Annotated in this window: 15 protein-coding genes and 1 tRNA gene; 7 read left to right on the top strand and 9 right to left on the bottom strand. The window is 64.0% G+C overall.

Going from position 1 to position 14,333, the window contains the following annotated elements; genetic code table 11:
* Positions 1–314, top strand: a 314-nt coding sequence (locus FLO80_RS19520; RefSeq protein WP_223145517.1) for a hypothetical protein, incomplete at its 5' end; no start/stop codon positions are given.
* Between the two features lie 81 nt (positions 315–395).
* Here the strand turns inward: FLO80_RS19520 and FLO80_RS19515 are convergent.
* The 3 genes from FLO80_RS19515 to FLO80_RS19505 form a co-directional block, all read right to left on the bottom strand.
* A complete protein-coding gene (locus tag FLO80_RS19515; protein WP_111367567.1) occupies positions 396–1,397 on the bottom strand; it encodes a hypothetical protein in 1,002 nt (333 codons plus the stop codon).
* 84 nt (positions 1,398–1,481) lie between these two features.
* On the bottom strand, positions 1,482–2,891 hold the full coding sequence (locus tag FLO80_RS19510; protein WP_246156748.1) for a TolC family outer membrane protein: 1,410 nt from the start codon (positions 2,889–2,891) through the stop codon (positions 1,482–1,484).
* A gap of 55 nt (positions 2,892–2,946) precedes the next feature.
* Complete coding sequence (locus tag FLO80_RS19505) at positions 2,947–3,603, bottom strand: protein-L-isoaspartate O-methyltransferase family protein (protein WP_111367565.1); 657 nt, start codon at positions 3,601–3,603, stop codon at positions 2,947–2,949.
* 227 nt (positions 3,604–3,830) lie between these two features.
* On the opposite strand from FLO80_RS19505, the gene FLO80_RS19500 reads away from it, so the two are divergent.
* Positions 3,831–3,904 (top strand) — tRNA-Cys (locus tag FLO80_RS19500).
* A 169-nt stretch (positions 3,905–4,073) separates the two neighbouring features.
* On the opposite strand, the gene FLO80_RS19495 is transcribed toward FLO80_RS19500, so the two are convergent.
* Complete coding sequence (locus tag FLO80_RS19495; RefSeq protein WP_111367563.1) at positions 4,074–4,793, bottom strand: GntR family transcriptional regulator; 720 nt, start codon at positions 4,791–4,793, stop codon at positions 4,074–4,076.
* Between the two features lie 192 nt (positions 4,794–4,985).
* On the opposite strand from FLO80_RS19495, the gene FLO80_RS19490 reads away from it, so the two are divergent.
* The 4 genes from FLO80_RS19490 (at position 4,986) to FLO80_RS19475 (ending at position 10,062) form a co-directional block, all read left to right on the top strand.
* Positions 4,986–6,530: an ABC transporter substrate-binding protein gene (locus tag FLO80_RS19490; protein WP_111367561.1), complete on the top strand. Its 1,545-nt coding sequence runs from the start codon at positions 4,986–4,988 to the stop codon at positions 6,528–6,530.
* Positions 6,531–6,626: 96 nt separating this feature from the next.
* Positions 6,627–7,592, top strand: a complete 966-nt coding sequence (locus FLO80_RS19485) for an ABC transporter permease (RefSeq protein WP_111367559.1) — start codon at positions 6,627–6,629, stop codon at positions 7,590–7,592.
* A gap of 14 nt (positions 7,593–7,606) precedes the next feature.
* On the top strand, positions 7,607–8,446 hold the full coding sequence (locus FLO80_RS19480) for an ABC transporter permease (protein ID WP_223145516.1): 840 nt from the start codon (positions 7,607–7,609) through the stop codon (positions 8,444–8,446).
* Between the two features lie 2 nt (positions 8,447–8,448).
* Complete coding sequence (locus FLO80_RS19475; protein WP_111367557.1) at positions 8,449–10,062, top strand: ABC transporter ATP-binding protein; 1,614 nt, start codon at positions 8,449–8,451, stop codon at positions 10,060–10,062.
* Positions 10,063–10,081: 19 nt separating this feature from the next.
* Here the strand turns inward: FLO80_RS19475 and hpaR are convergent, their stop codons facing one another.
* Together hpaR and cobT are read right to left on the bottom strand one after the other, a co-directional pair.
* Positions 10,082–10,561 carry a homoprotocatechuate degradation operon regulator HpaR gene (gene hpaR / locus FLO80_RS19470; protein ID WP_111367555.1) on the bottom strand — a complete coding sequence of 160 codons (480 nt, stop codon included), beginning with the start codon at positions 10,559–10,561 and terminating at the stop codon, positions 10,082–10,084.
* 173 nt (positions 10,562–10,734) lie between these two features.
* Positions 10,735–11,748, bottom strand: coding sequence for a nicotinate-nucleotide--dimethylbenzimidazole phosphoribosyltransferase (gene cobT / locus FLO80_RS19465; RefSeq protein ID WP_111367814.1), 1,014 nt, complete (start codon positions 11,746–11,748; stop codon positions 10,735–10,737).
* A gap of 79 nt (positions 11,749–11,827) precedes the next feature.
* Here cobT and FLO80_RS19460 point away from each other — a divergent pair, with 79 nt between their 5' ends.
* Positions 11,828–12,583, top strand: coding sequence for an adenosylcobinamide-GDP ribazoletransferase (locus FLO80_RS19460; protein WP_111367553.1), 756 nt, complete (start codon positions 11,828–11,830; stop codon positions 12,581–12,583).
* A gap of 191 nt (positions 12,584–12,774) precedes the next feature.
* On the opposite strand, the gene FLO80_RS19455 is transcribed toward FLO80_RS19460, so the two are convergent.
* The 3 genes from FLO80_RS19455 to FLO80_RS19445 form a co-directional block, all read right to left on the bottom strand.
* Positions 12,775–13,284 (bottom strand): CarD family transcriptional regulator, encoded by a 510-nt coding sequence (locus FLO80_RS19455; RefSeq protein WP_111367551.1) that lies wholly within the window; start codon positions 13,282–13,284, stop codon positions 12,775–12,777.
* A gap of 277 nt (positions 13,285–13,561) precedes the next feature.
* Positions 13,562–13,900: a ferredoxin FdxA gene (gene fdxA, locus FLO80_RS19450; RefSeq protein WP_111367549.1), complete on the bottom strand. Its 339-nt coding sequence runs from the start codon at positions 13,898–13,900 to the stop codon at positions 13,562–13,564.
* Between the two features lie 72 nt (positions 13,901–13,972).
* On the bottom strand, positions 13,973–14,332 hold the full coding sequence (locus FLO80_RS19445) for an RNA-binding S4 domain-containing protein (RefSeq protein ID WP_111367547.1): 360 nt from the start codon (positions 14,330–14,332) through the stop codon (positions 13,973–13,975).
* Between the last annotated feature and the right edge of the window lies 1 nt (position 14,333).

Genomic DNA, 14,333 nt, shown 5'->3' with positions numbered 1-14,333 from the left:
GGGGACAGATCAAAACAGATCGCCAACACGATCACTTCAACCCGAAAGGAAACGACATGAAACTCGCACTCACAGCACTCGCCACCACCATCGCCCTCGCCACCGGTGCCTCGGCCATGGTCGGCCCCTATGAACGCGCCGTCAACGACAACCAGGCGGGCCTCTTCACCCAGGGCGCACAGACCCAGACCGGCGTCGAAACCCAAAGTGACAGCCCCGAGGCGGACTACGCGATCGGCGGTGAGAAACAGATCACCGTGTTCTCGGCCAATGCCTCGGATACGCGTTCCTTCAACGGCTACGAGGGCCGGTAACCCCCGCCCCCTCGAACCCGAAAGCGCCCGGGATTTCCCGGGCGCTTTTCATTTCAAACCTTCGAAATGCCGCCTTCGGCTTCAATCCAGTTCATGCGCCGCCAATGCGCGGTGGATTTCACGGCGGACAAGCTTGCGCACGTTGCGCGTAATCCGTTCCCCCAAGGTGCCCTGAAGCTCCTGACGCACGATATCGGCGACCATTTCGCGCAGCACCTCTTCGTCGATCAACGTCTCGTCCGCGCCGAAAAGATCGACATCCTCGTCCATCGCTTCGGTGTCTTCCGGCACGTCGAACTCTTCGGCATCGGCGACCCCCTGCGCGTCGGCCGGGTCCGTATCGAGCCCGGCATCCTCCAGCGACCCCGGTCGCTCCTCTTCCGCCGTTTCCTGGAATGCAGCCGCGGGTTCGGCGGCATGGGCGAAAATCGGCTCGGGCGCGGCGCCGACATCATTCTCGTCAAGTTCGACAAGCTCGGCTTCTTCCACCTCGCCTATCCTGTCTTCCGACCAAACGTGCTCGGGCGCGTCGGTGCTGTCCTCGGCCTCCTCGACATGATCCTCCCAGGCCAGCGTTTCCACCGGGGTGCCGGCATAGGCATCCTCGCTGTCGCCATCGGGTTCCCAGTCACCCTCCTGTTGGGCAACCACCGTTTCCAACTCCGCGATCCGCTCTTTCAGGCTCTCCCCGGCCCCGGAGGCACGCGATCCCAGATCATCCCCGGCCGCCCCCCCCGATCCCGATTCGGAACCGGCCTGCGGGCGGGCCATTTTCGCCAGCGCCTCGCCCAGCGCATCCTTGACCACGCTTTCAAGCGACTCGGCAGACGACGGATCATTATCCGTTGCCGCGTTTTCCGGCGCGGGCGCAGTTTCGGGTTCGGACACGCGCAACGCCGGTGTCAGGACAAGCATATCATCCTGCCCGCCGCCTTCCGGCGACTCTTCGACCTGCTCCACCGGGCCTTCCGCCCCGCTCCGCTCGGCCGGGCGTGTTGTCGCACCGCGACCGTTTTCGGATACCAGCCGCCGGATAGAGGACAGGACATCCTCGATTTCAACATTCGTCACGGGATCAGTCATTTGGTCACCACTCTGCCTCGCCCACGATTGTAGCGCAGCGACAGGATTCCCACAACAGATAGGGCGCGTCTTGCGCGTCTGCCGCTATTGCTTGCCCAGGGACCGCAACGCCTTGTCAAGCTGCTGGCCCTGCCGCGATCGTTTGGCCGGGGCGTCCTTGACCAGGTTGTAATAGGCCGCCGGATCATAGCGCGGCACCCGCAGGTTCAATCTCTCGGCCGTCAGGTATCCCATGGCCGACAGCAGGTTATAGGCCGCCACATGCTCGTCCACCATGGCCGAAGCCAGGTTGGTTTGCGCGTCCAGCAACTCCTGCTCGGCATCAAGCACATCAAGCGTCGTGCGCGCGCCCAGCGTTGCCTCTTCACGCACCCCGCGAAACGCCTCGCGCGCCGCGCGGACCTGGCGTTCGCTGGCATCCCGGCTCGCGCGGGCGACCTGAAGCCCGGCCCATGCGTTGCCGACGGCAAGGGCAATGTTGTGGCGCACGACATGCAGACCCGCGCGCGCCTGGTCCCGCCGCGCCATCGCCTGCCGGGCCAGCGCACTCAACCGCCCGCCCTGGTAGATCGGCCCGCCGATCTCGACCCCGACGCTGCCACCGTTGGAGAATCCCCTGTCATCGAGGTTCTGGGTCAAACCATAGCGCCCGGTCAGCTTGACCTGCGGCTTCATGCCCGCCTCGGCTGCCAGAATGGCCAGCTCGGTCGCGGTCACCTCGTGTTGCACCTTGAGCATTTCGGGGTGATTCCTCAGCGCCACCGCCTTGGCCGCATCCACCGATTTCGCGGTCGCCGGCACCCGGCCAAGACCGCTCAACTGTCCGGGCTTGCGCCCAACCGCTGCGCGGAATTCCTCGTTCGCCTGCGCCAGTTGCCCCTGCGCCGCAGCCAGTGCCGCACGCGCCCCGGCCAACCGGGCCTCGGCCAGCGACACATCGGTGCGCGTCACCTCGCCAACCTCGAACCGGTCACGCGCCGCTCGAAGCTGTTCGGAAATCACGCGCACGTTGTTCTGCCGAAGCCGGACGAACTCATTGCGCCGCTGAACCTCGAAAAACGCGGTCGCGGCGCGCAAAAGCACCTGTTGTTCGGCCGAAACGAGCGCCTGCCGCGTAGCCAGGACGGTTTCCTTCTGCACGCCGATGCCGATCTTGCTGCGCCCGAAATCATAAAGCAGAAGCTCCGCCGCGAGCCCGATCGTTGCATCCGTGCCAGACGATGACCGCGACGCGGCCATGGTGCCCGGGGTGAAACTGCGCCCGCGCGAATAGGTCATGTCCGCCGACCAGTTGAGAATGGGCTTGAGCGCGGAAACCGCGATCGCCACATCCTCGTCCGCCGCCCGCAGCAAGGCGCGGTTCTGTTCGATCAGCCCGTTATGCTGATAGGCCGCCGCCATCGTGTCGGCCACCGTTTCGGCCTGCGACATCACCGGCACGGCAAAGGCAAGAATCGCCGCAGCCACCAGCCGCGCCAAGGGTTTCCGTTTCATCGCGATCCGCATCATGCCGCTCCCGTCACACCTTGTTTCTCTGCCGATAAGCCGCTCATAAAACAAAGGCCGTATGTTTCTCGAACCCCGGCAGCACCGGCGCCCCCGCATCGAACGCGAACCGCCAGTTCATGCGCCCGTCGATCTTGTATCCGATCCGCACCTGGCCCTGCTCGCTCTCGCCCCCGAACAGGACCGCCATGCGCCCACCATCCTTGAGCTGGTCAGTCAACGCCTCCGGCAGATGCGCCACCGCGCCTTCAAGGATGATCACGTCATAGGGTCCGTGCTGGGCCGCGCCCTCGGTCAACGGCCCCACATGCATGACCACGTTATCCGCACCGGCCTCGACCAGGTTCGTCTGCCCGGTCTCGGCCAGGCTCTCTTCCTCTTCCACCGCCACCACGGCCTCGGCCATGCGCGCGATCACGGCCGCGGAATATCCCAGCCCCACCCCGATATCGAGCACCAGCTCATCGTTCTGAATATCCAGCGCATCCAGCATCTTGGCCAGCGTCCGGGGATCAAGGATGACGCGGTTTCCGCCAAGGTCGATATGCTCGCCCATATAGGCCACCTCGCGCTTGTCCGTCGGCACGAACATCTCGCGCGGGACCGAAAGCAGCGCCTCGATGATCGGGTATTTCGTGACGTCCGAAGGGCGGATCTGGGTGTCCACCATCATCGTGCGGCGCATGGCGAAATCTGTCATGGTCTGAGCCCTGTCAGTAGCTGTCGGAGTTCTTTTTGTGTTTTGACACATCTCCCGCGTGGCGGCAATGTCTGCCGCGCCGCCTGCGACAGCGCGCGCCAACGCCCGTGCGCAGACCCGCACCATCCACCACCATTCTTCCCCCTATCCATACCTCCCAAATCGGCTCCACGACGTCTGGACAAGCCGCGCAAAAACAGCGATAAGCCAGCCCTGACACCACGGAGGGCGAGTTGGCGGAGTGGTGACGCAGCGGATTGCAAATCCGTGTACACCGGTTCGATTCCGGTACTCGCCTCCATTTATTTTCAATGGGTTTACTGAGAACCCGCGTTCCTTCCTGAGCGCAAATCCAACCGAACACCGGGAAAGCGTGTGCAACGCGTGTTCCCCTGCCTTGATACCCCCAACGCCCGCAGCCTCTTCCACAATCGCCGATCGGTGCCCCGACACGGCCAAACCCTGGGCAATCACGGCACCTTGCGCGGCGGCGGGGCGGGGTGGCCTGCCTCCAGAACCCGGAAGTGATTCACGACCGCCTCGCGCGCGACGCCGATGTGATAATCCATCGCGGCGCGGGCCTCGCCCTCATCGCCGGTTTCCAGCGCGTCGATGATCAGCAGGTGATTGCGCGCGATCTTGTGCGGATCGTCGAACACCCGGTCGATCAGGGCCGTGCTGGCCTGGATCTCCGAGGCCAGCGTGTCGAACACCGCGAGGAACCGGCTGTTGCCCGAATTCTTCACGATCAGGCGGTGAAACTGCAGATCGGCGGCGATCTGGTGGATCACCTGCCCATCGGCCGACCGGCCCGTCATTTCATCCAGTTGCAGATGCAGATCCGGAACCACGCCCGCCACGCCACCCACGCGCACCAGCCGTGCGGCCGCCTCGCGCTCGATGCACAGGCGCAGCTCGTAGATCGAGTCGAGATCATCGGCGGTGATCGTGCGCACGAAAAACCCCCGGTTGGCCTTCGACACCAGAAGGCCCGCACTTTCCAGCAGGCGACCGGCCTCGCGCACGGGCGCGCGGCTGGTGCCCATCTCGCGGGCGATGGCGGATTCGCTGACCCGGTCGCCCGGTTTCAGGCGGCCCGACACGATCGCCTCGGTCAACGCCTGCGCGATCCGTTGCGATAGCGCATCGCGCGCCAGCCTTGGGAAAAGCGGAGGGGGTTTCGATGTCATATCGGGCAGGCTAGCCATGAAACTGTCGTTTGTCGACAATTTAACTTGACTCGACCGCCCCCCGCATGAACCCTGAGACATATGGCCAACAGGCCGATCCCGCCACGCGCGGGCCATCCAGACGGGGTGTCGGCCACAACGCCGACACGACAACAAATCAGCCCGCGCATACCTTGCAACAGGGAGACGACAATGAGAAATTTCCTGATTTCGACCATTTTGGCCACCGGCCTTGCCTTGCCCGCCGCGGCGCAAGAGGCCGGTGGACGGCTCGACATCGTGGTGCAGCCCGAACCGCCCAGCCTGATGCTGGGGCTGGTGCAGAACGGCCCGACACAGCTTGTCGCGGGCGATATCTATGAAAGCCTGCTGCGCTATGACACCGATCTCAACCCGCAGCCGTCACTGGCGGAATCCTGGGAGATTTCGGATGACGCGCTGACCTATACGTTCAACCTGCGCGAAGGCGTCAAGTGGCACGACGGCGAGGATTTCAACGCCGATGACGTGGTGTTCTCGGTCGATGAGTTCCTGCGCGAAACCCACCCCCGCCTGCGCGTCAGCCTCGAACATGTCGAAAGCGTGACCGCGCTCGACGATCACACCGTTGAATTCAAGCTCAAGAACCCCTTCGGCCCGTTCATCGGCGTGTTCGAAAACGGCACCATGCCGATGATCCCCAAACATATCTATGAAGGCACGGATTACGCCAACAACCCGGCCAACAACACGCCCATCGGCACCGGCCCGTTCAAGTTCGAGGAATGGAACAAGGGCAGCTATATCCACCTCGTCAAGAACGAGGATTACTATCTGGAGGGCAAACCCTATCTCGACGAGGTCTATTATCGCGTCGTGCCCGATGCGGCCTCGCGCGCCGTGGCGTTCGAGAACGGTGAAGTCGACGTGTTGCCCGGCGGCTCGGTCGAGAACTGGGATGTGCAGCGCCTGACCGCGATGGATGGCGTCTGCTCGACCGGCCAGGGCTGGGAATATTTCGCACCGCACGCCATGGCGTGGCTGAACACGCGCGAAGGCCCCACCGCGAACAAGGATTTCCGCAAGGCGCTGATGTACGCGATGGACCGCGAATTCGTGAGAGACGTGATCTGGAACGGCTTTGGCAAGGTCGCCACCAGCCCGGTCTCGTCCAAGACGAATTTCTACTCCGACGATACGATCATGTATGATCAGGATCAGGACAAGGCACGCGAACATCTTGAGGCCGCAGGTTATGACGGCGAAACCGTGCGCATCCTGCCCCTGCCCTACGGCGAAACCTGGCAGCGCTGGGCCGAGGCAATGAAGCAGAACCTCGAAGAGGTCGGCGTCAATGTCGAACTGGTCGCCACCGACGTGGCCGGCTGGAACCAGAAACAGTCGGAATGGGATTTCGACATCGCCTTCACCTATCTCTACCAATATGGCGATCCGGCGCTAGGCGTGGCCCGCAGCTACCTGAGCTCCAACATCGCCAAGGGCAGCCCGTGGAACAACGTGGCCGGGTATGAAAACCCCGAAGTTGACGCGATGTTCGCCGAGGCCGCCGTGGCCGCCACCCCCGAAGAGCGGCAGGAGATCTATACCAAGGTGCAGCAGACGCTGGTCGATGACGTGCCCGTGGCCTGGCTCCTGGAGATCGAGTTTCCCACGATCTATCGCTGCGAGGTCAAGGATCTCGTCACCACCGCCATCGGGGTGAACGACGGTCTGCGCGACGCGTGGGTCGAAAAGTAAGCGGGGCAACCCGCAGACCCGGGCCCGGGATCTCTCCCCGGGCCCGGGAACTGACCATAGAATGAACGATCCCAACCAACAGGGCTGCGCGTAACGATGGGCATTGCATGGGCCATTCTCAGTCGGCTGGCAAAAGCGGCGATCACGCTTTTGCTGATCGTGATCCTGAACTTCTTCCTGATCCACGCCGCACCGGGCGATCCGGCCGCCGTGATGGCCGGCGAAGCGGGCGCGGCGGATGAAAAATTCATCGCCCAGCTGCGCGCGCAATTCGGGCTGGATCAGCCGCTTTACGTGCAGTTCTGGACCTATGTCTCGGGGGTGGTGCAGCTCGACCTCGGCTATTCCTATCGCCAGCAGATGCCGGTGCTGGACCTGATCCTCGATCGCCTGCCCGCCACCTTGCTGCTCACACTGACCGCGTTTTTCATGTCGCTTCTGCTTGGCATCGTGTTCGGCCTCGCCGCCGCTGCCCGGCAGGGGCGCTGGGGCGACAGCGCGATAACGTCGGTCGCGTTGCTGTTCTATGCCACGCCGCTCTTCTGGGTGGCGCTGATGGCGGTGGTTCTGTTCTCGGTCAAGCTGGGATGGTTCCCGGCCTTTGGCTATGGATCGGTCGGGGCCGGGTATACCGGGTTCGAACTGCTGATCGACCGGCTGCGCCACCTCTTTCTGCCCGCGCTGACGCTGGGGCTGTTCTTCATGGCGGTCTACCTGCGCATGACCCGCTCCTCGGTGCTCGAAGTCAGCCAGATGGATTTCGTCAAGACGGCGCGCGCCAAGGGGCTCAATGAACGGGTGATCCGCCGCCGCCACATCCTGCGCAACGCATTGCTGCCGGTGGTCACGCTGGCTGGGCTTCAAGCCGGGCAACTGGTGGGGGGCGCGGTTCTGACCGAAACGGTCTTCGCCTGGCCGGGGATCGGACGACTGATGTTCGAAAGCCTGACCGCACGCGATTACAACACACTCCTCGGGGTTTTCCTTGTCTCGGCGGCCATGGTGATCGCCTTCAACATCATCACCGATCTCGTTTATCGGCTGATTGATCCGCGAATCTGAAGGGGGCCGGGGACATGATGGATTTCCTGAAACGGTTTTCGCGCAACAAGGGCGCGCTTCTGGGGGCACTGATCCTGATCGTGGTTGTGCTGCTGGCGGTGTTCGCGCCGCTGATCTATCCCGACAGCCCGTGGAAGATGGTGCAGCGCCCGTTCCTGACGCCGTTTTCCACCGACGGTTTCCCGCTGGGCACCGATACGCTGGGTCGCGACGTGGCGGCGGGGCTGGTGCACGGCGCACGGGTGTCGCTGATCGTCGGACTGGTCTCGACCCTCGTGGCGCTTCTGATCGGGGTGCCGCTCGGGGCCCTTGCGGGGTTCTATGGCGGTCTGGTCGATGACGGGGCGATGCGCTTCACCGAATTTTTCCAGACCATCCCCAATTTCGCGCTGGCCATCGTGCTGGTGGCGATCCTTGAGCCGACCCTGCCCACGATCACCCTTGCCATCGCCATCGTCAGCTGGCCGCCCGTGGCACGCCTCGTGCGGGCCGAGGTGCTGTCGCTGCGCAACCGCGAATTCGTCGATGCCGCGCGGCTCGCCGGCCTGTCGAACATGCGCATCCTCTTCGGGCATATCCTGCCCAACGCGATGTCGCCGATCATCGTCATGGCCTCGCTCATGGTGGCCACGGCGATCCTGCTGGAAAGCTCGCTGTCCTTCCTTGGCCTCGGCGATCCCAACATCATGAGCTGGGGCTACATGATCGGCGCGGCGCGCACGGTGATCCGCAACGCCTGGTGGCTCAGTTTCATCCCCGGCGTGGCAATCCTGTTGACGGTGCTGGCGCTGAACCTGATTGGCGAGGGGCTGAACGACGCACTCAACCCGCGCCTGGCCAGAAAGGGGCGTTGAGCATGGCAGATCCCGTCCTGACGATCCGCGACCTGGCGATTTCGCTGCCCCCGGGGGCGGATCGCGAATTTGCCGTCCAGAACATCACCTTCGACCTCTACGCGGGCGAGATCCTCTGCGTCGTGGGCGAATCCGGCTCGGGCAAATCCATGACGGCGAATGCGCTGATGGGTCTCCTGCCCGAACAGGTCGAGGTCGCCAAGGGCAGCGCGCATTTCGAATCCCGCGACCTGATGCAGCTGCCCGCGCACGAGCGGCGCAAGCTGCGCGGCGACCGCATCGGCATGATCTTCCAGGAACCGATGACCGCGCTCAACCCCTTGATGCGGATCGGCGACCAGATCGCCGAGGTGTTCGAGGCCCATAACCGCCACAGCCCGGCGGAACGGCGGCAAAAGGCGCTGGCCCTGATCAACGAGGTCGGCCTGCCCGACCCCGAAAAGATCATCCGCGCCTATCCGTTCCAGCTTTCGGGCGGGCAACGCCAGCGCGCGATGATCGCCATGGCGCTGGCACTCGATCCCGCGATCCTGATCGCCGATGAACCCACCACCGCGCTCGATGTGACGACGCAGGCGCAGATCCTCAACCTCATCAAGACGATCCAGCAACGCCATGGCATGTCGGTGATGTTCATCACCCATGATTTCGGCGTGGTGGCCGAAATCGCCGACCGCGTCATCGTCATGCGCTACGGCGAGATCGTCGAGGCAGGCACCGCCCAGGCGGTGCTGGACGCACCACAGCACGACTATACCAAGGCACTTCTCGCCGCGATCCCGTCCGACACCGTGCCCGACCCCGCGCCGGTCACGGCACAGCCGGTGTTGCAGGTGCGCAACCTGCGCAAGACCTTTGTCACCTCGGGCGGCTTCTTCAAGCCCAAGCGCGAGGTGAAGGCGATCGACGACGTATCGTTCGAGGTCGCCCGCGGCGAGGTTCTCGGCATCGTCGGCGAAAGCGGCTCGGGCAAATCCACCGTGGGCCGCGCCATCGTCCGGCTGGTCGAGCCGGACAGCGGCGAGATCATCCTCGACGGGCAGGACATGAACACCCTCACGGCCGCGGAATTGCGCAGCGCACGGCGCCGGGTGCAGATGATCTTTCAAGATCCCTATGCCTCGCTCAACCCGCGCAAGACGGTCCTGCACGCGCTCTGCGAAGGGCCGATCGTGCAGGGCGTGCCCCGCGACAAGGCCCATGCCCGCGCGCGCGAATTGCTGGAAATCGTGGAACTCGACGCAGGCGCGGCCGACCGCTACCCGCACGAATTTTCCGGCGGCCAGCGTCAGCGCATCGGCATCGCCCGCGCGCTGGCGATGGACCCCGACCTTATCATCGCGGACGAGGCCGTCTCGGCGCTCGATGTCTCGATCCAGGCCCAGGTGCTGGACCTGCTGCGCGGTCTGCAACAACGGCTCGACCTGTCGCTCATCTTCATTACCCATGACATGCGCGTCGCCGCCCAGCTCTGTGACCGGGTCGCGGTGATGCAGCTTGGCAAACTGGTCGAGATCGGCCCCGTCCACGAGGTGTTTCTCAACCCGCAGCAGGAGTATACCCGCACCCTTCTGGCCGCGGTGCCGGGAACCGACTGGCAATTGGGCGCGGCCTGAGGCTCGACGGGCACAGGCCCTAATCCAGTTCCAGCCCGCTCAACTCGTTGAGAAGATCGAGCAACCGTTCCACCTTGTCGCGCCCCAATTGCTCTTCGAGCCGGGCAAAGATCGCCTGGCTCTCGGGTGCCGCCGCCCTGAGCAGGGCCACCCCCTCGGGCGTGATGTCGAGCAGCACCTTGCGCCGGTCGCTCGGGTGGTCCTTGCGGCGGATCAACCCCTTGCGCTCCAGATGCTGCATGATCCGCGTCAGGCTGGGGTTGAGCAGGCACGCCGCCTGCGCGAGGTCCTTGGGGTCCAGCGTGCCACGCTCGTCCAGAACCCGCAGCACCCGCCATTGCTGCTCGGTCACATCGACCTTCTGCAACATCTGCCGGATCGGCGCCATCATCGTTTCACGCGCCCGCAGCATCACGATGGGCAGCGAGCGCGAGGTCTCCGGCAGGTCGGGCCGGGTCCGGGCCCCTGCGTCGGGCCGGTCTGGATCGGGTGTCGTCATGGCGCTTCAATGGCCGATTTCAACGCTCTGGGCAAGTGGGCGAATCGTTGCAGCCCCGCACGCAGGTGTAACAAACGCCGCCGCGCCAATGCTGCAACGCGGCGGTGCGCGCCCGACAGCCGGGGCGCAGCCGGGAGTCACCCCCCGGTTTGCGCTGCATTGCAGAATGTTAATTACCCCTCCGACACCCCGGCCTCGGCGAATGTCGCCATGCCCGAATGACAGGCCAGCGCCCCCTGCAAGACGCCGATCGCCAGCGCCCCGCCACTGCCTTCACCAAGCCGCATCCCCAGCCGCAACAGCGGCTCTTTTCCAAATTCTTTCAATATCTTGGAATGCCCCGGCTCGATGCTCTCATGCCCCGCGACCGCGTGATCCAGCGCGCCGGGCACCGCCCGCTCGAGACAGGCCGCCGCGGCGCAACAGATGAACCCGTCAAGAATGACCGGAATCCGCAACACGCGCGCCCGCGCCATCGCGCCCGCCATCGCCGCCAGTTCCCGTCCGCCCAACCGGCGCAGAACCTCGAACGAATCTCCCAAGGCATTGGAATGCAACGTGATTCCATCACGCACCACCTGCGCCTTGAGGGCCAATCCCGCCTCGTCCACGCCGGTTCCCCGACCCACCCAATCCTCGGGTGCGCCGCCATATAGGCCACAGGCCACCGCCGCCGCGCTGGTGGTGTTGCCGATCCCCATCTCGCCCGTCACCAACAGGTCGGCCTCCGGGTCCACAGCGTCCCAACCCGTTTGAATCGCTTGATAAAACTCCGCTTCGTCCATCGCCGGGCCTTGGGTGAAATCCCCGGTAGGGTGGTCGAGGTCGAGCGCGAAAACATCCATCCGGGCGGAAAAATTTTCCGCCAACTGGTTGATCGCCGCACCACCGGCGCGAAAATTCTCCACCATCTGCGCCGTGACTTCCGCCGGAAACGCCGAAACCCCTCGCGCCGCAACCCCATGATTTCCCGCGAAAACAATGACTTGCGGGCGCTCCACCCGTGGCCGCGCATCGCCGCGCCACCCCGCGTACCAGATCGCCAGGTCCTCCAATCGCCCCAACGCCCCCGGCGGTTTGGTCAGCACCGCGTTGCGCTCTTCCGCAGAAACCCGCGCCTTTTCAATGCTTTGCGGTGCGGTTTCGAGAAATTTACGAAACCCGGAAATATTCGTGAAATCGGCCATGGAAACCCCGTTGATCTGATCCCTTTGGGCGTGTTTAACCCCCCAAGGCGCGTTCACAACCCGAAAAACGGATTCGATCATGCTCGACCCCCGCCCCTCGGCTTCGCTGCGCGACCTCGCGGTCGCGCTCTCGCTGCTCACGCGCCTGCCCGTCCACCTGCCCACCGCCGCCTATGCCCGCGGCGCCGCGAGCGCATGGAGTTGGCCGCTCGTCGGCCTGATGCTGGCCGGGCTCGCCAGCTGCGTCGCCGTTACCTGCCAAGCCATTGGATTACCTAAAGAAATCATCGTTCTCCTTGCCCTGCTCACGCTCGTCATCCTCACCGGTGCGATGCATGAAGACGGTCTTGCCGATATGGCTGACGGGTTCTGGGGCGGTCATGATCGCGCCCGCCGGCTTGACATCATGCGCGACAGCCGGATCGGTGCCTATGGCGTCATCGCCCTGGCCCTGGGCCTCGGGCTTCGCGCCATGGCACTGGTTTCCTTGGGTATTTTCATGATCCCGGCGATCATGGCCGCCGCCGCCCTGTCGCGCGCCGCGATGGTCGTGACCATGGCCACACTCCCCCATGCCCGCACCGACGGTCTCTCGCACGCAACCGGACGCCCGGCAGCCATCATCGCCGCCACCGCCTGCGCCATCGCTCTCTTCGCCACGATCCTGCTCACCGGCACAGCCGCCCTGCCCGCCATCCTTGCCGTCGCGATCATGACCGCCGCCACCATGCGCATCGCCCACGGAAAGATCGGCGGACAGACCGGCGACGTGCTCGGCGCCACCCAGCAAATCACCGAGATCACGGCCCTGATCGCCCTCTCCGCCGCGCTCTGAGCGTCCCTCTTTCTTGGCGAAAATACTCATTTCCCGCCCTCACCAATGGCCCGCACGGTGCGCGAGCGCCGCGCTGCGGTGGTGGCGGGGAGGGTGGGCCGGGAGCCGCCGCCGCAGCGCCTCGACGAGCGGCCAAAAGTAAAACCGCGCCCCGATGGGACGCGGTCAATACCTTGATAAGACGCTGGAAATCAGGCCGCGCGCGACAACAGAACCTCGTCCAGTTGCTTGGCAGCAGTAATCTCGTCGCCGCCTGCAACAGCGGCCATTTCCCGGGTCAGCCGTTCCAGCGCCGCCTCGTAAAGCTGGCGTTCGGAATAGCTCTGTTCGCGCTGATCGTCGCTGCGATGCAGGTCGCGCACCACCTCGGCAATCGCGATCAGGTCACCCGAGTTGATCTTCTGCTCATATTCCTGCGCCCGGCGCGACCACATCGCGCGTTTGACCTTGGCCTTGCCCTTGAGCGTCTTCATCGCCTGGCTCACCACATCCGGGCTCGACAGTCCGCGCATACCGATCTCGGTGGCGCGGTTGGTCGGCACCCGTAGGGTCATCTTGTCCTTTTCAAACGAGATCACGAACAGTTCGAGCTCGAAACCCGCGACCTCCTGCTTTTCGATCGACACGATCTGGCCCACACCATGGGCCGGATACACAACATAATCATTCGGACGAAACTCCGACTTCTTCGCCTTGCTCATGCAATCATTCCTCGCATTGCATTCCCGAAACCCGCCCGGTCACTGCGAAAACAACTCACACAGGGCGTAACACACGCCCCCGTGCAGATTGATTTTGCGCAAATAAAACCACCCAAGGAACAGAAGCTCGTTTGGATGGTGTCAGGCAAATCTCATCATTTGTATCAGGAATATAACACGAATCGCGACCAAATCAAAGTGCCCCTGCGTCAATCAGGGTATTTTCCCCGATCTGTCAGGCACTTGGCCGCCATTCCGTCACGCCGGAAACGCCGAATCAGCCGCCCTCGCCCGGCGTTTCCGAGAAATATTTCTCGAGCTTGCCATCCTCGCCATCGCGCTCTTCCGCCTCGGGCAACGGGTCTTTCTTGGAAATGATGACCGGCCACATTTCCGAGTATTTGCGGTTGAACTCGACCCAGTTTTCCATCTCCGGCTCGGTGTCGGGCCGGATCGCGTCGGCGGGGCATTCCGGCTCGCAGACGCCACAGTCGATACATTCGTCAGGATGGATCACCAGCATGTTCTCGCCCTCATAGAAGCAATCCACCGGGCAGACCTCGACGCAGTCGGTATATTTGCAGGCGATGCAGTTGTCGGTCACGACATAAGTCATATCGGGAATCCATCTTAGGCGGCGTCAGGCTCTAGCTAATTCACTCACCGGGATCATTCAAGCGCCCGGTTGTCACATATCGTCCGATCCGCGCAGCGCGTCAATCGCGCGGCGGTCGCGCTTGGTCGGCCTCTCCCCGCCCGAGGGCGCGCGTGGCTCGGCCTGCGGCGTCAGGTCTTCGTAGAGCCCTTGCGCCTCGGGCGCGGGGCCGCGCCTTTCGCCCATGGCCACGATCCGCACTACCCGGATCACACGCCCCTGCGCAAAAGTCAGAACATCGCCCGGGCCAACCGCATGGGCGGGTTTGAGCACCTTGTCGCTGTTGACGCGCACGTGCCCTGCTCCCACCTGTTTCGCGGCAAGGCTGCGCGTCTTGAAAAACCGCGCGAAAAACAGCCACTTGTCGAGGCGTATCCGCGCGTCCCCCGCCAAG

Source organism: Aquicoccus porphyridii, assembly GCF_008369105.1.
Taxonomy (GTDB): Bacteria; Pseudomonadota; Alphaproteobacteria; order Rhodobacterales; family Rhodobacteraceae; genus Aquicoccus; species Aquicoccus porphyridii.
The sequence above is the reverse complement of the archived record's forward strand: the minus strand, read 5'-3'. Positions and strand labels throughout refer to the sequence as shown.